This is a genomic window from Bradyrhizobium sp. AUGA SZCCT0169, from assembly GCF_018130085.1.
Lineage (GTDB): Bacteria > Pseudomonadota > Alphaproteobacteria > Rhizobiales > Xanthobacteraceae > Bradyrhizobium.
Window position 1 is genome coordinate 76,870 of sequence record NZ_JAFCMC010000006.1, and the last position, 17,007, is coordinate 93,876.

The window sequence follows — 17,007 nt, forward strand, 5'->3', positions numbered from 1 at the left end:
GCCGCAGCGCCATGCTCAGCATTACATCAGCATTCTTTGGGATCGACGAGGCCGGCGCTGCGCGCGACGATCTCATAATTGCCGCCCTTGGCAACCGCCGTGTACATCTTCATCTTGCAATGCCGCTTGCCGGGAACCATTTCCGCAGGCCCGCCGGGACCTTCGGCGATCTTGGCGTGATCCAGCGCCGCCGCGACCCCGTCGCGATCAATCTTGCCGGCCTCCTTGACCGCCGCCTCCCACAGTTTGAGGCCACGATACGTCCCGGTCGCGGCACTGCCCGCGGCGAACAGGAACGTGCCGGGGAACTGTTTTTCGTAGGCCGCATGAAGTTTGGCACTGAACGGATCTTCGGGCGTGAGGGCCTTGAAGTAGTCGAGGCAGCTCGCAAGTCCCTCGATCTCGGCCGCCTGGTTGATGTTGAGCGTGTTCTCATCGTAGTAGACGCAGGATAGCCGGCCGCCGTTCTTGAGGAACCCCGCCTCATAGAGCTGCTTGAAGAACGGCCCGACCCCCGGCGGGATCACGGTGTTGAACACCACGTCGACCTTGTTGGAGATGACCCGGTTCACCGTGGCGCTGAAGTCGATCTGGTCGAGCGGATAATATTCTTCGAAGACCACCTCGCCGCCATTGGCCTCGATCACCTTGCGGGCGTAGACGTTCAGGGTGTGCGGCCAGACATAGTTGGCGCTCGGCAGCGCGAACCGCTTGCCGCCGTTCTTGATCAGCCAGGGGATGAACTCGTCGCACTGCTGCGCCGGCGTCGGGCCGGTACAGAACAGATAGGGCGTGCACTCCTTGCCCTCGTAGAGCTGCGGGTAGATGTAGAGCGTCTTGCCGCGCGCGACGATCACGTCCTTGATGGCGTTGCGCATCGAGCTGGTGATGCCGCCCAGCACCAGATCGACCTTGTCGCGCTGGATCAGTTTGCGGACGTTGCCGACCGCGACCGATTCATTCGACGCGGTGTCCTCGATGAACAATTCCAGCGGCCGGCCGAGCAAGCCGCCGGAATCGTTGATTTCCTTGACCACCATTTTGGCGACGTTCGCATCCGCGTTGCCGGCGTAACCGATCGGACCGGTCAGGTCGGTGGCGATGCCGACCTTGATCGGGGGCCCCGCCGCGTTGGCCCATTCGGGACGAACGACCCAGCTGCCGACACCGGTGGCAATGGCGGTGCTGGCAAAGGCGAAGTTGGAGAGAAACCGCCTGCGGTTGAGATGACTGCGATCGCTGGACATGGACTAGACCCCTTTTCCTGAAATCAGGCCTTGCGGCCGAAACTTGATGAAGATGATGGCAAGTACGAACACGAGGACGTCGGCGATCACGGGCGGGATGATCCAGGGCAGTGCCGCGGCGAGCGTGCCGATCACGCCGGCGCCCGCGACGGGTCCTGCGAACGAGCCGACTCCGCCGACCATGACGGCGACGAACCCCTGGATCAGGAAGCGCAGGCCGAGATCGGCAAACAGCGAGAACACCGGCACGATCAGCGCCCCCGCAAGGCCTGCAAGCGCGGCACCGAAGGCAAAGGTGGCGCCATAGATCGCATTGGTCGAAATGCCGGAGGCGCGGGCGAGCGCGGGGTTTTCCAGCGACGCCCGGATACGCAGCCCGAAGGCGGTGCGCGCCAGCAGCAGATAGCTGCCGATCATCACCAGCGCCGTGATCAGGATGATCACCAGCCGCCAGCTGGAAAAATGCATGGTCCCGATATTGACCGAACCGCCGAGCGGCTCCGGGACCGACAGATAGAGCCCGCCGATCAGGCCACGGACGATTTCGCGGATGATGAGCCCGAGCGCGTAGGTGCCCAGCATCGCCACGATCGGTGCGGCGTAAAACCGCCGGACGATGCTCCGCTCCAGCACAAATCCCAGCGCGCCGACGACGAAGGGGGCGGCCGCCATGCCGATCCAGACCGGCGCGCCCGCGCTGTGCACGATATAGGTGACGTAAGCGCCGAGCAGGACGAACTCGCCCTGCGCGAAGTTGAAGATGCCCATCATACTGGCGATGATTCCGAGTCCCAGCACGACCAGAACGACGATCGCGCCGAAACTCAGGATCTCGAACAGTGCGACGAACAGGTTATCCATATGCCATCACCAGCAGCGTTGCGGCGTTCGGCTGCTTACATTTTCTTCCAGTCTCCCGCCTGCTCGAAGGCGTGCGCCGCGCGATAGATGGTCATTTCATCGAAATGCCGGCCGACCAGCATCAGCCCGACCGGAAGGCCGTCGACCATGCCGCAGGGAATCGACATCGCCGGGTGATGCGTGATGTCGAACGGCGCGGTGTTGGTGATCATCTCGAAAGCGCGCTGGCACACCTCCTCCCGGGAGGCGCCGGGCGCCGGCAGCGGCGTCGCCTTCATCGGCGTGGTCGGCATCAACAGCAGATCGTAGTTCGCCAGCACCTTGTCATAGGCGGCGGTGATACGCCGCGAGATGTTGACGGATTTGCCGTAGTAGCGCGGCCCGAAATTATTGTTGATGTAGACGCCGAGCATCAGGAACAGTTTTGTCGTTTCCGACAGCGAGTCCGCCTGCCCGCGCCAGCCGCGATGAAAATCCATCAGCGACGTCGAGTACAGATCGGCACGGCTGAGACCATAGCCGTCACCGAACATCATGGTCTGGGCGATGCCTTCGGCGCCAATCGGCGTCCAGACCGCCGGCGCCACCATGTGGAGCGGGATTGAAACCTGTTCGACTGTCGCGCCGAGGCTCGCCAGCCGCTTCGCCGCTTCCATCACGCTCCGGTTGACGTCGGCTTCGGCGCCGGCCTGCTCAAAACCTTCCTTGACGATGGCGATCTTCATGCCCTTGATGCCGGCGCCCAGCGCCTTGGTGTAGTTCTGCACCTCGGGCGACTTGATCCGGGGATCATAGCCGTCGTCACCGGCGATCACTTCGAGCAGCAAGGCATTGTCGGCGACGTTTGCGGTCATCGGCCCGGTGTGATCGACGAAGATCTCGATCGGCATGATGCCGGTATAGGGCACCAGACCCCAGGTCGGCTTCATGCCGTAGGTGCCGCTGAACGACGACGGCATCCGGATCGATCCGCCCTGGTCGCCGCCGATCGCCATGTCGACTTCGCCGAGCGCGACCACGACCGCGCTGCCGGACGACGATCCGCCTGCGGAATAGCCCATCTTGTGCGGGTTATGCACCGGACCGGTCGCATTGGTATGGCTGCCGCCGGAGATACAAAAGTTCTCGCAATGCACCTTGCCGGCAATCTCGGCGCCGGCATCGAGCATGCGCGTGACGATGGTGGCGTCGAAATCCGGCACATAGCCTTCGAGCGTCGCGGAGCCGTTCATCATGGGCACACCGGCCAGCATGATGTTGTCCTTCAGCGCCACGACCTTGCCCTTCAGCTTGCCGCTGGCGGCGCCCTTGACGGTCGATTTGCGGTACCAGGCGTTGCGCGTATTTTCTTCCGGCGACGGGCGATAGCCAGGGGTCCGCGGGTACTTCACGATCGGGACTTCGTCCGCCATCGCGCCCACGGCGTTGTAGGCATCGACCGAGCCCTGCATCAACCCACGGAAGGAAGCGACGTCCTCATCGGTCAAGGCCAGACCGCATTGGTCGGCAACTGCGCGCAGTTGATCGGGAGTAGGAAGCGCTACTGTCACGATGGATTCTCCTGTTTCTTTGACGGTTCGCGAAGGAAATTTGCTGAGGGCCCCAACCCCACGCCCATCACTAGAAACGGAAATGTTTTCCTTTTCAAGTATTATTTTGCAACACCTCCTTTTGCGGAGCGTTACGCGTTCGCGGTCAGAACTGTTTGATCAGCCGGAAGTCGATCCCGTTGGCGGCTGCTAGATAGATCGGCATCCTGGCGCTGCCGCGGCGAATGCCGACGGTGCCTCGCGCGCCCTGGTAGTCCACATTCGCAGCCGCCGAGAGCAGCGGCTTCCGCGCCAGCGATCCTGCGCGCGCGGCGACCGTCTCCAGAAACCGCAAGCCCTCATAGTTCGACTGCGCGATCGAGCCGAGCGGCGGCGCGTGGCGGCCGAACGAGGCTTCGTATTGGCAGCGGAAAGCGTCGTTCTCGCGCGAGGCCTTGTCGATGAAATAGCCGGATGCGCAGAACAGGTTTTCAGTATTGTCGGCACCGATCCCGAGCAGCACCGTCTCGTCCATCGCTCCGGCGAGGCGGAGCATGCGGGTGCCGAGCCCCTGCTCGCCAAAGGTACGGTTGAAGACGACGCTGTCGGCGCCGATCAACGTGATCAGAACCACGTCGGGCTTGGCGGCCCGGATCCGCGCCAGCTGGTTGCCGTGATTGTGCTCGCCGATCGGCACGAACTCCTCACCAACGACGCGCCCGCCGGCGTCCGCGATGTATTTCTTGATCGCCTTGTGGGACAGCCATGGCCAGACATAGTCGCTGCCGATCAGGTACCAGTTCGATGCATGTTTGGTCTTGGCGAGCCACTCGATGGACGGGCGCCATTGCGCCCCCGGCGTCTCGCCGATGGCCATCACGCCAGGCGTCCGCTCGCCGCCCTCATAGACCGGCGTGTACAGGTAGGGAATCTGTCCGGCGACGACCTTGCGCAGCGCCACCCTGACCGCGCTGATATGCGAGCCCATGATGAGATCGGCGTCTTCGGCCGCGACAATGTCGGAAGCGGTGCGCGTCACGTCGTCAATATCGCCGCCGGTGTCATGGAACGCGACTTCGATCTCGCGGCCGAGAATGCCGCCGCGGCGATTGATCTCGGTAATGCCCAGCAGCGTACTGTTGATGGAGGCCGGACCCCAGATTCCCGACGGGCCGGACAGCCCGACAAAATTGGCAATCCGCAACTTCTTGCGATCGCGCGGCGCCCGAAACGGGCCAAGCGCCGGCTCCGAGGTGCCCGTTCCGGTCCCTGGAAACCCCTTGAGCAGCAGTTCCGGCGGCATCGGCGGCCCACCGAACTTTTGTAATTGCGGCAGCGAGAGCAATTCGCTCTCCTTTCAGCTTCTTTTAGTCCGGCGCCATCAGACTACCATCGGCAAGGTGATCGGCAACAAAAATCCTAGTGGAAAATATTGAATATTCAACGATTCCCGTGCATAGAGTTCAAGCAAGAGCGCTAAATATTCATCGAAAACTCCATTACGCAGTTCAAAGCCTTGGCCAAATCGCCCAGTAAACCCATCACCGAGCATCTCGCCTACCTGCTTGCGCAGGCCAACCGGGAGATCAATCGCCAGCTCGACGCGCGCTTCCGCAAGGAAGGCGTGCCGGTCGAGCAATGGCGCATCCTGAAGGTGTTGTCTGACGGCAAGGGACACTCGATGGGTGAGCTTGCCGAAGCGGTGCTGCTCAATCATCCGACGTTGACCAAGATGGTCGACCGGATGGTCTCCGACGCCCTCGTCTATCGAGTGCAGGACGCCGAGGACCGGCGTAAGGTCCTGATGTTCTCGTCCGACCGCGGCAAGGCGCTGACCCAGCGCCTCAACTCGCTGGCGCTGAGCCAGGAGGCCTTCATCGCCGAGAACTACGGCAACAAGGCCACCGCGGATCTGAAGCGCCTGCTGGAAAGCCTGATCGAGAAGGCGAACTAAGCTACGCCGCCAGCGCGGTGAGAACCGCTTCCGACGCTTCATCCGCCGGCATGAACATTTCCACGCGCAGTTCCTGCAGCGTGACGTCCTGCGGCGTCCCGAGCGTCAGCACCGCGCCGATCAAGCCAATGCCCACATCGCCCTTGCGCAAGCGCACCTCGCATAGCGGGCTCGGGGTTTCGTGCTCGTCGAACTGCGTGGCCGGCAGGTCGGGCAATTTCAGCAATTCACGCCAGGTCGATTGCAGCGCCAGATCGAGCGGCGCGGCCATCGCCTCGTGGCGGGCGCGGACCAGCAGCGCGGACGCGACCTTCGGCCAGTTCTCGACATAGGGCCGCAATTCGTCGGGCGAGAGAAACATCCGCATGTGATTGAGCGGACGCGTCATGCGCTCCGGCCCGAGCAGCCTCGTCATCAGCCGCGTCGCCGCGCCGTTGGCCTGCAGCACGTTCCAGCGCCGGTCGGTGACGATGGCGGGAAACGGTTCGTGCCGGCGCAGCAGCAGATCGATCGCGCGTTTGGCGTCGGCGACTTCGGGCGCTGCAAGATCGCGCTCGCCATATTGCCGCGCAAAGCCGCCGGACTCCAGTAGAGCATTGCGGTCGCGCAGCGACAGGCCAAGCGCGGAGGCCAGTTGCAGCAGGATGTCGCGGCTCGCCACCGCCTTGCCGGTTTCGACGTAGCTCAAATGCTTGATGGAGATTTCCGCCTCGAACGCCAGATCGGCCTGGCTCATGGCGCGGCGGTTGCGCCAGCCGCGCAGGAGATCGCCGACCGGGTTGGTGGGTAACGGTGCATGTTGGCGGGAGTCCATCCGCCGATTATGCGAAGGGCGGATGCAGCTGTAAATCGCTACTTGTAGGATGGGTGGAGCGCAGCGATACCCATCGGCGCTAGGCACCACCATTGCCGAAGATGATGGGTATCGCTTCGCTCCACCCATCCTACGTGAGCGCCGCCGCCATCTCCCGCATCCGCTGCGTGGTCAGGTCATCCGCCGGAAAGAACGTCTCCAGCGCCAGTTCGGAGAGTGTGACGTCGACCGGCGTGCCGAAAATCATCGTGGTCGAGATGAAACTCAGCACCTCGCCATTGAGGCGCAGCTTGAACGGGATCGCGACATTGTCCGGCGACAGCGGGCCGGAGCGCGCCGGCATCGGATAGGCTTTCAGCTCGGCGTAGAGTTTCAGCAGTTCGGGATCGGCGGTCGCCTCGCATTGGCGGTGCAGCCGTTCCAGCAGGTGACTGCTCCATTCGGCGAGATTGACCGTGCGCGGCGCCAACGCTTCGGGGTGAAAGGCCAGCCGCAGGATATTGAAGGGCTGGCCCAGCAGCCGCGCCGGAATGCCCTCGAGCAGCGGCGCCACCATGCGGTTGGCGGTGACGAGATTCCAGTGCCGGTCATAGGCCAGCGCCGGATTGGGTTCGTGCGCCTTCAGGACGAGGTCGATCGCCGTCCGCGCCGCCTTCAGCGCGGGATCATCCAGCGAGCGCTGCGGAAAGGCGGGTGCAAAGCCGGCCGCCACCAGCAACACGTTCCGTTCGCGCAAGGGCACCTCCAGGCGTTCGGCCAGTTTCAGCACCATCTCGCGTGACGGCGCGGCGCGGCCGGTTTCGACGAAACTCAAATGACGCGCCGAAATCTCGGCATCGCCGGCCAGATCGAGCTGGCTGAGATGACGGCGCTGCCGCCATTCGCGCAGGTGATCGCCGATATGGACGGGCTGGGGACGTTCGGCTCGCGCCGTGGAAGCATGTGCGTTCATGGTGAAAACCTACCATGCGAATTTCTCAGCTTCCATTACCTCCCACGTAATCGAATTGGGTCGCGAACCCGGTCATCTTCGCAGCCACAGGAGATGACCCATGCTGATGCTTCCTCTGTTTCTGCTCATCGTTCGCGCCCTGCACAGACTGGCGGTCTGGGCGCTGGCCCGTTCCCTCAACATGCCGGAACCGCTGGTGCACGACACCGGCGTCTTCGTGGTCGCGCAGGTGCAGACGATCGAGAACCGGATCGGCGAGGCGCTGTCCCCGATGCGGCGCTGGCGTCAGTTCCGGTCCTGGTTCCGCTAACCCCAACCACCCACCCCGTAAAACCAAAGGAGAGAACTATGATCAACCCGTCCTCATTCCTGAGCCGCGCTCTGCTTGCCGACGCCGTCTTCAGCGGCGTAGCGGCGGTGCTCCTCACGCTCGGCGCCGGCGTGCTCGCGCCGTTCCTCAATCTGCCGGAAGCCCTGCTGCGCGAGAGCGGGCTATTTCTCATCGCCTACACCGCGCTGGTCGGCTGGCTCGGCACGCGGCAATCGGTGCTCAAAGCGCTGGTGCTACTGGTAATCGTGGGCAACGCCGCGTGGACGCTGGGCAGTATCGCCTTGCTGTTCTCGGGCGCGGTGAGCCCGAACCTGCTCGGCATCCTCTTCGTCGTCGCACAGGCGATTGCGACCGGCGTGTTTGCCGAGCTGCAATATATCGGACTGCGCAAGAGCGACAGCGCGGTGACCGCCTGAGCTTGACGTGAATTGAAAGCGCGCCCGATGACAGGCCTTGTCATCGGGCGCGAATTCGCGTGGACCGTTGGCTTCTCTCGCGCAGACGCCCTCCCGCCTGATGCATAACCAACGGGGCATGCTGAGCTGACCTATTTCCTCATCGGACTGACCTCATTTCCTGCTTGACTAACATATATCCCGATGGTTATACGACGACCCATAGCCAACGGGTTATCGATCCACATGCCAAACGTTCACGACGTGCTGTTCAGAACCCTCGCCGATCCAACGCGGCGGGCGATCTTCGAGCGGCTGTGTCGCGACGGCGAGCAGACGGTCGGCGCCCTGACGGCGCACGCTGGCGTCTCGCAGCCGGCGGTCTCAAAGCATCTCGGCCTCCTGAAACAGGCCGGGCTGGTGCGCGACCGCCATGCAGGACGACAGACCCATTACAGCGCGCAGCTCGGCGCGCTTTCGCCGCTGATCGACTGGACCAGCCAGATGGCCGGCTTCTGGCAGAACCGGTTCGACGACCTCGAAGATCTCCTCACAAGGATGGACCAATGAACACTGCGACCGAAACACGCTCCGTCGTCGTCGAACGCGAGATCCCGCATCCGCCGGAAAAAATCTGGCGCGCGCTGACGCAACCGCATTTGATCGAGGAGTGGCTGATGAAGAACGACTTCAAGCCTGTTGTGGGTCACAATTTCAATCTGCGCGGCGAGTGGGGCGGCGTGCTGGACTGCGAGGTTCTCGCCGTCGAGCCGAATAAAAAGCTGACCTACACTTGGAATTTCAAGCACGAACAAGCGGCCTACAGTCTGTCGAGCGTCGTCGCCTGGACGCTTACGCCGACGCGCACCGGAACCCTGCTGCGCATGGAGCAGTCGGGCTTCCGGCCGGATCAGCCGCAGGCCTATGGCGGCGCCAAGGCGGGCTGGCAGGAGTTCTTTGCAAAGCTGGAACAGATGCTGGCGCGGGCTGAGTGAAGCCGCAGGCTAGAGCTGAGTGAACATTCAGGCACGTAACAAAGAGGAGATTCCATTGAACTGGAACGTCTGGATTCGACAGACCCGCCGCTGGCTGTCCCTTGCCTTTACGGTGACCGTCATCATCAACTTCATCGCCGTGGCAATGGGGACGCATGCCGACTGGCTGGGCTTCCTGGCGCTGCCACCGCTCTTCCTGCTCCTGTTCAGCGGCCTGTACTTGTTCGCGCTGCCCTATGCCACCAAGTGGCGTAGCGGTTGACGCAAGGAGCGGACATGAAGTCGAGCAAGACGTCGCGGAAACCGGCGAAGAAGGTCGCAAGGAAGGTCACAAAGAAAACCGTCGCCAAGCGGGTCGCCGCGAAGCCCAAGCTGCTGTCGGGCGGCAATCCGCAAATCGCGAAAGCCTATGGCGACGCGCCGGTGCAAGCCTACATCGCGGCTATGCCGGGCTGGAAAAGCGATGTCGGGCGCCGCCTCGACGCGCTCATCACGCGCACCTTCCCCGGCGTGTACAAGGCCGTCAAATGGAACTCGCCGCTATACGGTATCGAGGGCCAGGGCTGGTTCCTCGGCATCCATGTCTTCACGAGATACGTCAAGCTGGCGTTCTTCCGCGGCACGTCGCTGCGCCCCGTTCCTCCCGGCGTGTCCAAGCACAAGGAAGTGCGCTATCTCGACATCCACGAGGACGACGAACTCGACGAAGCTCAGCTTGCGGCCTGGGTGAAGCAGGCCAGCAAATTGCCCGGTGAGCGAATGTGAGCGAGGGACGAGCGATGAGCGGACACCAATTGAGCAGCCCGCGCGTAGTGACTAACGAAACGGAACGAGGGAAAATGACCGCGAAGAAAGCGACATCAACCAGGAAGATCAGCAAGAGTTCATCGAAGGAAGGAAACGAAGGCGAATCCCCTTCCCGGCTGATCGACATCAAGATCAAGGAACTGGGCAACTGGAGGGGCAAGACGCTCGCCGGTGTCCGCGCGCTGATCAAACAGGCCGTGCCTGATGTGGTCGAGGAGTTGAAGTGGCGCGGCGTTCCGGTCTGGTCGCACGACGGGATCATCTGCACCGGCGAGACCTACAAGAGCGCGGTCAAGCTGACCTTCGCCAAGGGCGCTTCGCTCAAGGACCCGTCAAAGCTGTTCAATTCCAGCCTCGAAGGCAACACCAGGCGCGCGATCGATATCCATGAAGGCGTTGAAATCAATGCGGATGCCTTCAAGACGCTGATCCGCGCCGCGGCGGCGCTGAACAGCTCAAAGAAAAAGGCCCGCTAGCCTGGTCCGGCTACACGCGCTCGCGGCTAGCTCAACGCCAACGCCGCGAACATTCCACCCAGAGTCAGCACCAGCCCGATGACGAGCATCGGGACGAGGCTGCTGCCGGAATACGGATCGGCCTGATCCTTGGCAGCTATCGCACGGGTCTGGTTGGTCATTGCAGGGCACCTGTTTCGCTGCGCCGATATCTCTCGCCGTGTGCGAGCATGACGCCCTGCCCGCCGGCGATGCCGAGTTCAAGGCTTGCCGCGATCCGCTGCGCCCGTTCGACGAAATGGGCCGCGGCCACCGGCGGACAGAGTTCGCTCGCCGCAGCCTCGAACAGTTCGAGCCAGCGGTCGAAATGACCGGCGTCGACCGGCAGCGGCATATGCTTGACCATGGGCGTGCCGTGATAGCGGCCCGACATCAGCGCCACCGATGACCAGAACGCGCACATCTGCTGCAGATGCGGCTCCCAATCCGTGATGCGCGCCTCGAATACCGGCGCCAGCATCGGATCGCTGCGGACTTTTGCGTAGAAGCCCCGCACCAGCCGTTCGATCATGGCTTCCGTGATGCCGGTTCTTTCCATGATCTCGGCGGTGATCGCCTCACGCCGTTCTGCCCCTGTCATTCGCGGCTTTCCTTAAATAGGCATTTCAAATACCTATTTAGAGGGCTATAGATGCTCTGCCAAGTCACATTTTGAGGGCCTCCCATGCGCCTGACTTCGTTCACCGATTTTGCCCTGCGCGCCCTGATGCGGCTGGCGGGCGAGCCGGCGCGCTCGTTCGCCACCAGCGAGATCGCGGCCGAGTTCGGCATCTCGCGCAATCACCTCGCCAAGGTGGTGAGGGATCTCGCCGATGGCGGCTTCATTTCGACCCAACGCGGCGTCGGCGGCGGGTTCAGCCTGGCGCGGCCGCCGCAATCGATTACGCTCGGCGAAGTCGTGCGCGCGCTGGAAGGCGAAGCGCTGGTCGAATGTTTTCGTGAGGATGGCGGTTGCTGCTCCCTGCTGCCGCGCTGCCGCCTGAAGGGAAAACTCGCCGCCGCGCGCGAAGCCTTCATGCACGAACTCGACGGCACCACGCTGGCGGAATGCGCCTATCCCGCGCGATCCAAAGCGAGCCCGGCGCGAGGTGCGGCATGAAGCCGATCGAGTTTGCCAATGGCGAAGTGGAGATCGACGCGTCGATCGTCGCCGAAGGCCTCGGCATCGCGCTGCCGCGGCTCAAGGAAGGCATGCGCACAGGCACGATTACCAGCGTTTCCGAGCGCGGCGTCGATGCGGATCAGGGCCGGCATCGGCTGACGTTCTTCTCAGAGCATCGACGCTTTCGCGTCGTGGTCGACGCGTCGGGCGCGATCGTTCAGCGCTCGGCGGTAGATTTTGGGGATTCGACGTTGCCGAGATCGCTGCGGAAGCCGGGCTGACGACCGAGACTCGGTAGGAGTTAGGTCGTCATTGCGAGAAGCGAAGCAATCCATAGCGCGACGAGCAAAGTATGGATTGCTTCGTCGCTCCGCTCCTCGCAATGACGGAAGGTTTTATGCCGACGCGCGGCTTTCCCCGACCTGCCGGGGTTTTGCGAGAATGCCGGATTTTGCGGGCGCGATCTTGCGAGCGTGTCCGTTCAAACCCTTGCCGTTGAGCCTGGCGCCGTTCGTCTTGGCCCCATTCGCCTTGGTGCCATTCTTGGCGACCAGCTTCTGCTTGGCTTTTTCCTTGGCCTTTGCTTTGGCCTTACGCGCCCTGGCGGCCTTCGCCTTTTGCTTCTCGGCTTCCTTCAAGGCCTTGCGCTCCGCCTTGGCCTTGAGGCGCAGCTTCTCCGCCCTCGCCTCGGCGCGCTTCTTCTTGCGCTTCTTTTCGCACGCCACGCATTTGCAGCCGATCGGCTTCAGATAGGCTTTGAAATAGTCGGTGCCGTAATCGTAGTTGATCTCCTCGCCGGGCTCGATGTTCTTGATGGCGCGGATGATGACCTTGCGCTTGCGCGGCTTGACGTCGGATTCCGCGTTCGGCTTGCAGGCATGGTTGATATAGCGGGCGACGTTGGCGCGCACCGAACCGTCGATGGTCCAGCGGTTGGTCAGCTCGAACAGATATTTGTTCTCGATCGCGTCGTCTTTTTTCTTCTTCGAATCCAGCAGCGGGCCAAAATAGCGGACGATCTTGGCGCCCTTCTTGATCGGTTTGGTGGCGAAGAGGCCAAGCCCGGTTCGGGAGCGGCCGACGCGATAGGGTTTGTTCGCAGATACTGTAGCCATGACGATTGAATTACTGACACGCTGGTGAGTGAAAGGAATGGCGAAGCTGCTCTTCTAGGACGATTCCGCGCCGATGTCAGGTATTTCGGTTGGCTTCCTTGAACCTTCCCCAGATTGCACACGTCAGAATGTCATGGTTCCCCAAAGACCACGGAACGGCCCAGGGGACCCTCAAATGCGACGGCAAGGGACGCCAGGGGATGAAACGCCTCCGCAATCTGCATTTGACGGCATTGGCCGGTGCTGCAGGCGCCGCGCTTGGCCTGGTTTCGCCGGCGCATGCCCAGACATTCAGCAGCCTCTATACGTCCACGGCGCCGAAAGATTGCCGCATGATCGGCAAGCCCAGCGAGTTCGACGGCAGCACGACGCGGGTCTGCCCCGGCACGGCGGGCCTGGTGGTGCTGATCAGCGAAGGCGACTTGCGCGAAACGGTCTCGGTCGGCCGCAACCGCACCGCGGCGGCCAGGGAGCCGGCCGCGCAAAGCTGGTTCGGCCCGTTCAACTCGACCACCAACACCGTCGAATGGCGGGCGGTGGACGGCAAGCCGTTCGCGATCATCCAGCGCTGGCACATCGCCGACAACAGCGATCCGGACAAGGAAGGCCGTCCCACCGCCAAACCGATGCTGGCGGTGACCAAGCTGCCGCCCGGCGCCGTCTGCCACGTCGCCTATATCGATGCGCAGGCCAACCCAAATCCCAACGAGCTTGCCCGCAAGGCCGCCGACGGGCTCGCGCGCAGTTTTACGTGCGGCAAGGATGAAGTGAAGGTGATCGGCGAGACCGGCCGCGCCGCGAGCATGGCGAAGCGCTAGCGGATGAAGTCTGGCGCCCGGCGCCGCCGCCACGCGACCCCAGCGGCCTTCTCTCCATGGACGCGCCAGGGTTGCGGCGCCAAGTCGCGTGTGCCGGCGCTGTAAGACTACCGCAGGACCTCAAAAGCCGCTATGGTTCCCGACCAAAAGGGGGACGTGGATTTGTGGAAACGGGCATCCGACCCGGTTTGCCCTCAAAAAACACCCCTTCAATCGATTACGACACAGTCTGATTAGATCACGGTATGTGGTTTCCGATCATCGCCTGGATAGTGCTGTTCAGCGCTTGCGCGTTTTTTGCAGGCGCGACATTGGGACTCGATCCAGCCCAGATATCGGTTCAGCTTTCGGCGTTGCCAGGTCCCCAGCGGTTCGCGCTCGGCGCCATCATGTTGACGACTCTAGCGCTGATCGGCTCATCCGTCTGGCAGGCTTACGGCCTGGCGCGCCAGAACAAATTATTGCGGGAGCGCCTCAGGGGCCTGCGACAAGGGGTTGTGGCCGCGCATGATGCGCAAGCCGGATTCGACTCCTCGGTCCAGTCGCTCGCCAAGAGCGACCCCCAAGAAGCCATCGTATCGCTGCAGACGACGCTCGCGGACACTGAAAAACGGATCGCCGAACAGCAGAGTCGGTACCATTCCGTCGATCTCCACGAGCGGCTTGAAGAGATCCGGCGCCGCCAGCAGGCGCTTCGGGAGACGATCGGCGTCGTATCGGAAAAGCGGCGCGTTGCCGAGCCGGTATTCAGCGAATTGAAGGACCGGCTGCGTCAGCTTGAGCGGTGGCTCACTGAGCTCGAGGCCGACGACAACAAGAAAAATCTCGGCGATCGCGTCAACGAACTGGACCAAAGCGTATCCGCGATTCACAACCGTCATGGCATGCTGCAGCAGTCACTGGCGACACTCAACCGCTTCAAGGAAGAGCTGGCCAAGACCCACGCCGAGCTTGTTCCCGTCCGCACGCCGGAAACCGGGATCAACGCCCTCATCACCGAACTGCGCTCATCCGGCGACCAGTTGACCAGGATGCTGGATGAACTCGAATCCAGCGGAGACGAAAAGCTCAGTCTGCGGGTCGAGAGCCTTTCGAAGAACAAAGTCGAGATCGAGCAGCGGGTCGCGCACATTGATGATTGCTTCCATATTCTTGACGCCATTCGGCTGGACCTGGAAGAGCTCAGGGAGCGTCGGAAGCATCTGGAGCGCTCACTTGCGGCGATTGAGACGGATTCCAGCGGCGCCAGCCTGCTCGACCGCCAAAACGCGCTGAACGAATTCATCGTCGAATGCCGATTGCGCCTCAGGAACCTGCAGGATTTTTCGGCGACGCTGGGCCAGTTCAAGGAGGAATTGGCCACGTCGCAGGCCGGACTGGCGCCGTTGCAAGGGCCGGTCTACGGCATCGAGGCGTTGATCGCTGAAGTGAATATCGGTCACGCGATCCTGAGCAAGACGCTCGGCGAGATCGAACTGAAGGGTGATGAAGGGCTGGCCTCGCGCGTGGAAGCGATCGCCACCAACAAGACCGAGCTCGACGCGAGAATTTCCAGGATCTTCGAAGACTTTCAGAAGCTCGATTCAATGCGCAAGAACATCGGCGAGATGTTCACGAGCATCAGGGGCACCCTCAATCGGATAGGTTGAGGTCCCTCCGCGCCCCGGAGGGCGCGGCTTCCAGTACATCCAATCGGCCGCTTCTAGAACGCCTTTGCGGCGTCCGGCCGGTGCTTGTTCTTAGGCACGAAGCCCGACCTGGTTGCCTCGCGCTGCTCGCGCACCCAGACCTCGCGGTTGGGGTGCAGGCCGCCGCCGCGGGTGGCCGGCACGGCAGAGAGCCGCGCGCGGTGCAACAGGCGGGTGTCGGCGACGCCGCAGTTCGGGTGCAGGCCGCCATTGGCCGCCACCACCTTGTCCCAGGCAGCCTTGCGCGCCTTCAGAACGGCAGGATCCGCCAGCGCCGTGCAGTTGAGTTCGTTCTTGTTGAGATCGGCGATGATCTCGTCGCCGTCCTCGACGAAGGCGATGGGGCCACCGAGGCCGGCTTCAGGGCCGACATGGCCGATGACGAGGCCGACCGATCCGCCGGAGAACCGCGCATCGGTCATCAGCGCCACCACGATGCCGCGCTCGCGGCACAGCGTCGTGATGCGCGAGGTGGGATCGAGCATTTCCGGCATGCCGGGCGCGCCGCTCGGACCCTCGTAGCGCACGATGATCATGTCGTTGTTCTGGAAAAGGTCGGGCGTCTTGTCGAGCGCCTCGAGCAGTCCCCGCTCGCCTTCGAACACGCGCGCTCTGCCGCGGAACAGATTGTCTTCCAGACCACCCTCGACGCCCGCCAGTTTCAGAATGGCGGAAAATTCCGGCGACAGATTGCCGCCGAGAACGCGCAGGCCCCCGGTCGGCTTGTAGGGCTTGGCAACGGTGTAGATGACCGTGCCGTCGGCGGGTTTGGTTTCGAGGCGCTTGACCTGTTCGGCCAGGGTTTCGCCGGTGCAGGTCATCACGTCGCCGTTGAGCAGTCCGGCTTCCAGCAGTTCACGGACGATCACCTGCACGCCGCCGACGGCGTCGATGTCGACCATCGAATATTTGCCGTACGGGCGGGCGTCGGTGAGCACAGGCACGACGTATTGCGACAGATGATTGAACTCGGCCGGGGTCATGACTTCTTTCCAGAAGTCGGCAAAGCCTGCGGCGCGCGCGATCTCCGGCGCATGCAGCGTGACGTTGGTGGAACCGCCGATGGCCATCGCGACGATCACGGCGTTGCGGATCGAGTCGCGCACCACGATGTCGCGCGGCTTGAGGCCCTTCGCGATCATCTGCGCGAGGTAGCCGACGAGCTGGTCCGGAAACTCCTTGAGGCGGCGGGGATCGTCGGACGGCGGCGCCACCATGTGCAGCGGCTGCATGCCGACGACGCCGATGAAGGTCTGCATGGTGTTGTAGGTGAACATGCCGCCGCAGCTGCCGTAGCCGGGACAGGCATGGCAGGCGATGTGGTGGCGGTATTCCGCATCGGGGTTGCCGGCGACCTGGTAGGCGCTGACGATGTCGAGCTTCTCGCCGGTGTTCGGATCGGTGCCGGGATGGATCGCGCCGTCGGACATGATGATCGCGGGCTGATTGTGCTCGAGCAGCGCGGCCAGGGTACCGACCGGCGGCTTGTCGCAGGCGACCACGGCGATGGTGCCGAGCAGCCCGGTGGCCTCCAGATGTTCGCACAGCGCGTCGTGCGTCACTTCGCGCCCGATCAGCGAGTAGCGCATTTCGCGCGTGCCGTTGCGGATGCCGTCCGAGGTCGCAATGGTGTATTCCGGCTGCACCAGGCGCAGCTTCATCTGGCCGGCGCCCTTGCCGACATGGCTCTTCAGGCTGGCATGGATCGCATCGACCTTCGCCATCACCCCCATGTAGCACTGGCTGTCGCCCTTGGTGCCGACCACGCCGACCGAGGGTTCGTGGATCAGGTCCGGATCGACGCCCAGTTCGCGCGCAATCCCGATGGTTTGGGCCGTGCGGCCGGGATGGCGGTCGATGAGGACGGGCTTCGAATTTGTCACA

General features: G+C 63.0%; 22 protein-coding genes. 12 read left to right on the plus strand and 10 right to left on the minus strand.

Features of this window, described 5'->3' with window-relative positions; all coding sequences use genetic code 11:
• Positions 1–26: 26 nt before the first annotated feature.
• The 4 genes from JQ609_RS09595 to JQ609_RS09610 all read right to left on the minus strand — a co-directional run bounded on the left by JQ609_RS09595 (position 27) and on the right by JQ609_RS09610 (position 4,940).
• Positions 27–1,247 (minus strand): substrate-binding protein, encoded by a 1,221-nt coding sequence (locus JQ609_RS09595; RefSeq protein WP_212273247.1) that lies wholly within the window; start codon positions 1,245–1,247, stop codon positions 27–29.
• Positions 1,248–1,250: 3 nt separating this feature from the next.
• Entirely contained in the window at positions 1,251–2,108 is an 858-nt protein-coding gene (locus JQ609_RS09600; protein ID WP_212204436.1) for a branched-chain amino acid ABC transporter permease, read from the minus strand.
• A 35-nt stretch (positions 2,109–2,143) separates the two neighbouring features.
• The gene (locus JQ609_RS09605) at positions 2,144–3,658 is read right to left on the minus strand and encodes an amidase (protein WP_212204435.1); all 1,515 of its coding nucleotides are present in this window, start codon (positions 3,656–3,658) and stop codon (positions 2,144–2,146) included.
• 145 nt (positions 3,659–3,803) lie between these two features.
• Positions 3,804–4,940, minus strand: a complete 1,137-nt coding sequence (locus tag JQ609_RS09610; RefSeq protein WP_212273389.1) for a substrate-binding domain-containing protein — start codon at positions 4,938–4,940, stop codon at positions 3,804–3,806.
• 213 nt (positions 4,941–5,153) lie between these two features.
• Here JQ609_RS09610 and JQ609_RS09615 point away from each other — a divergent pair, with 213 nt between their 5' ends.
• Complete coding sequence (locus JQ609_RS09615) at positions 5,154–5,591, plus strand: MarR family winged helix-turn-helix transcriptional regulator (protein ID WP_212204432.1); 438 nt, start codon at positions 5,154–5,156, stop codon at positions 5,589–5,591.
• A gap of 1 nt (position 5,592) precedes the next feature.
• Here JQ609_RS09615 and JQ609_RS09620 read toward each other — a convergent pair whose 3' ends face one another.
• Together JQ609_RS09620 and JQ609_RS09625 are read right to left on the minus strand one after the other, a co-directional pair.
• Positions 5,593–6,405, minus strand: a complete 813-nt coding sequence (locus JQ609_RS09620; protein WP_212273249.1) for a helix-turn-helix domain-containing protein — start codon at positions 6,403–6,405, stop codon at positions 5,593–5,595.
• A 130-nt stretch (positions 6,406–6,535) separates the two neighbouring features.
• A complete protein-coding gene (locus JQ609_RS09625; RefSeq protein WP_212273251.1) occupies positions 6,536–7,357 on the minus strand; it encodes a helix-turn-helix domain-containing protein in 822 nt (273 codons plus the stop codon).
• 100 nt (positions 7,358–7,457) lie between these two features.
• On the opposite strand from JQ609_RS09625, the gene JQ609_RS09630 reads away from it, so the two are divergent.
• From JQ609_RS09630 to JQ609_RS09660, 7 genes are all read left to right on the plus strand, one after another.
• Positions 7,458–7,667, plus strand: coding sequence for a hypothetical protein (locus JQ609_RS09630; RefSeq protein WP_312014827.1), 210 nt, complete (start codon positions 7,458–7,460; stop codon positions 7,665–7,667).
• A 38-nt stretch (positions 7,668–7,705) separates the two neighbouring features.
• Positions 7,706–8,104, plus strand: coding sequence for a hypothetical protein (locus JQ609_RS09635; protein WP_212273253.1), 399 nt, complete (start codon positions 7,706–7,708; stop codon positions 8,102–8,104).
• Positions 8,105–8,329: 225 nt separating this feature from the next.
• Positions 8,330–8,653, plus strand: a complete 324-nt coding sequence (locus tag JQ609_RS09640) for a helix-turn-helix transcriptional regulator (protein ID WP_212273255.1) — start codon at positions 8,330–8,332, stop codon at positions 8,651–8,653.
• The gene (locus JQ609_RS09645; protein ID WP_212273257.1) at positions 8,650–9,078 is read left to right on the plus strand and encodes an SRPBCC domain-containing protein; all 429 of its coding nucleotides are present in this window, start codon (positions 8,650–8,652) and stop codon (positions 9,076–9,078) included. The genes JQ609_RS09640 and JQ609_RS09645 overlap by 4 nt, the downstream gene beginning before the upstream one ends.
• 55 nt (positions 9,079–9,133) lie before the next feature.
• Positions 9,134–9,340, plus strand: coding sequence for a hypothetical protein (locus tag JQ609_RS09650; protein WP_212273259.1), 207 nt, complete (start codon positions 9,134–9,136; stop codon positions 9,338–9,340).
• Positions 9,341–9,354: 14 nt separating this feature from the next.
• A complete protein-coding gene (locus tag JQ609_RS09655) occupies positions 9,355–9,843 on the plus strand; it encodes a DUF1801 domain-containing protein (RefSeq protein WP_212273261.1) in 489 nt (162 codons plus the stop codon).
• Between the two features lie 74 nt (positions 9,844–9,917).
• On the plus strand, positions 9,918–10,361 hold the full coding sequence (locus tag JQ609_RS09660) for a DUF1801 domain-containing protein (protein WP_212273262.1): 444 nt from the start codon (positions 9,918–9,920) through the stop codon (positions 10,359–10,361).
• Between the two features lie 26 nt (positions 10,362–10,387).
• Here JQ609_RS09660 and JQ609_RS35505 read toward each other — a convergent pair whose 3' ends face one another.
• Together JQ609_RS35505 and JQ609_RS09665 are read right to left on the minus strand one after the other, a co-directional pair.
• Positions 10,388–10,522 carry a hypothetical protein gene (locus JQ609_RS35505; RefSeq protein ID WP_283813770.1) on the minus strand — a complete coding sequence of 45 codons (135 nt, stop codon included), beginning with the start codon at positions 10,520–10,522 and terminating at the stop codon, positions 10,388–10,390.
• Complete coding sequence (locus JQ609_RS09665; protein ID WP_212273263.1) at positions 10,519–10,980, minus strand: group III truncated hemoglobin; 462 nt, start codon at positions 10,978–10,980, stop codon at positions 10,519–10,521. The genes JQ609_RS35505 and JQ609_RS09665 overlap by 4 nt, the downstream gene beginning before the upstream one ends.
• Before the next feature lie 84 nt (positions 10,981–11,064).
• Here JQ609_RS09665 and JQ609_RS09670 point away from each other — a divergent pair, with 84 nt between their 5' ends.
• Both JQ609_RS09670 and JQ609_RS09675 read left to right on the plus strand, forming a co-directional pair.
• The gene (locus tag JQ609_RS09670; RefSeq protein ID WP_212273264.1) at positions 11,065–11,499 is read left to right on the plus strand and encodes an Rrf2 family transcriptional regulator; all 435 of its coding nucleotides are present in this window, start codon (positions 11,065–11,067) and stop codon (positions 11,497–11,499) included.
• Positions 11,496–11,783, plus strand: a complete 288-nt coding sequence (locus tag JQ609_RS09675) for a DUF6522 family protein (RefSeq protein ID WP_212273265.1) — start codon at positions 11,496–11,498, stop codon at positions 11,781–11,783. The genes JQ609_RS09670 and JQ609_RS09675 overlap by 4 nt, the downstream gene beginning before the upstream one ends.
• Positions 11,784–11,897: 114 nt before the next feature.
• Here JQ609_RS09675 and JQ609_RS09680 read toward each other — a convergent pair whose 3' ends face one another.
• Positions 11,898–12,617: an SET domain-containing protein gene (locus JQ609_RS09680; RefSeq protein WP_212273266.1), complete on the minus strand. Its 720-nt coding sequence runs from the start codon at positions 12,615–12,617 to the stop codon at positions 11,898–11,900.
• Positions 12,618–12,817: 200 nt separating this feature from the next.
• On the opposite strand from JQ609_RS09680, the gene JQ609_RS09685 reads away from it, so the two are divergent.
• Together JQ609_RS09685 and JQ609_RS09690 are read left to right on the plus strand one after the other, a co-directional pair.
• Positions 12,818–13,435, plus strand: a complete 618-nt coding sequence (locus tag JQ609_RS09685) for a hypothetical protein (RefSeq protein ID WP_212273267.1) — start codon at positions 12,818–12,820, stop codon at positions 13,433–13,435.
• Positions 13,436–13,680: 245 nt separating this feature from the next.
• Complete coding sequence (locus JQ609_RS09690) at positions 13,681–15,084, plus strand: hypothetical protein (RefSeq protein ID WP_212273268.1); 1,404 nt, start codon at positions 13,681–13,683, stop codon at positions 15,082–15,084.
• A 53-nt stretch (positions 15,085–15,137) separates the two neighbouring features.
• Here JQ609_RS09690 and JQ609_RS09695 read toward each other — a convergent pair whose 3' ends face one another.
• Positions 15,138–17,006 carry a dihydroxy-acid dehydratase gene (locus JQ609_RS09695; protein ID WP_212273269.1) on the minus strand — a complete coding sequence of 623 codons (1,869 nt, stop codon included), beginning with the start codon at positions 17,004–17,006 and terminating at the stop codon, positions 15,138–15,140.
• Between the last annotated feature and the right edge of the window lies 1 nt (position 17,007).

Bases quoted from the DNA above. Each gene is read 5' to 3' on its own strand.
- JQ609_RS09660 (WP_212273262.1), top strand. From the start codon at position 9,918: ATGACCGCGAAGAAAGCGACATCAACCAGGAAGATCAGCAAGAGTTCA.
- JQ609_RS09680 (WP_212273266.1), bottom strand. From the start codon at position 12,617: ATGGCTACAGTATCTGCGAACAAACCCTATCGCGTCGGCCGCTCCCGA.
- JQ609_RS09645 (WP_212273257.1), top strand. From the start codon at position 8,650: ATGAACACTGCGACCGAAACACGCTCCGTCGTCGTCGAACGCGAGATC.
- JQ609_RS09630 (WP_312014827.1), top strand. From the start codon at position 7,458: ATGCTGATGCTTCCTCTGTTTCTGCTCATCGTTCGCGCCCTGCACAGA.
- JQ609_RS09620 (WP_212273249.1), bottom strand. From the start codon at position 6,405: ATGGACTCCCGCCAACATGCACCGTTACCCACCAACCCGGTCGGCGAT.
- JQ609_RS09670 (WP_212273264.1), top strand. From the start codon at position 11,065: ATGCGCCTGACTTCGTTCACCGATTTTGCCCTGCGCGCCCTGATGCGG.
- JQ609_RS09600 (WP_212204436.1), bottom strand. From the start codon at position 2,108: ATGGATAACCTGTTCGTCGCACTGTTCGAGATCCTGAGTTTCGGCGCG.
- JQ609_RS09690 (WP_212273268.1), top strand. From the start codon at position 13,681: ATGTGGTTTCCGATCATCGCCTGGATAGTGCTGTTCAGCGCTTGCGCG.
- JQ609_RS09625 (WP_212273251.1), bottom strand. From the start codon at position 7,357: ATGAACGCACATGCTTCCACGGCGCGAGCCGAACGTCCCCAGCCCGTC.
- JQ609_RS09640 (WP_212273255.1), top strand. From the start codon at position 8,330: ATGCCAAACGTTCACGACGTGCTGTTCAGAACCCTCGCCGATCCAACG.
- JQ609_RS09610 (WP_212273389.1), bottom strand. From the start codon at position 4,940: ATGCCGCCGGAACTGCTGCTCAAGGGGTTTCCAGGGACCGGAACGGGC.
- JQ609_RS09595 (WP_212273247.1), bottom strand. From the start codon at position 1,247: ATGTCCAGCGATCGCAGTCATCTCAACCGCAGGCGGTTTCTCTCCAAC.
- JQ609_RS09655 (WP_212273261.1), top strand. From the start codon at position 9,355: ATGAAGTCGAGCAAGACGTCGCGGAAACCGGCGAAGAAGGTCGCAAGG.
- JQ609_RS09665 (WP_212273263.1), bottom strand. From the start codon at position 10,980: ATGACAGGGGCAGAACGGCGTGAGGCGATCACCGCCGAGATCATGGAA.
- JQ609_RS09635 (WP_212273253.1), top strand. From the start codon at position 7,706: ATGATCAACCCGTCCTCATTCCTGAGCCGCGCTCTGCTTGCCGACGCC.
- JQ609_RS09675 (WP_212273265.1), top strand. From the start codon at position 11,496: ATGAAGCCGATCGAGTTTGCCAATGGCGAAGTGGAGATCGACGCGTCG.
- JQ609_RS09685 (WP_212273267.1), top strand. From the start codon at position 12,818: ATGAAACGCCTCCGCAATCTGCATTTGACGGCATTGGCCGGTGCTGCA.
- JQ609_RS35505 (WP_283813770.1), bottom strand. From the start codon at position 10,522: ATGACCAACCAGACCCGTGCGATAGCTGCCAAGGATCAGGCCGATCCG.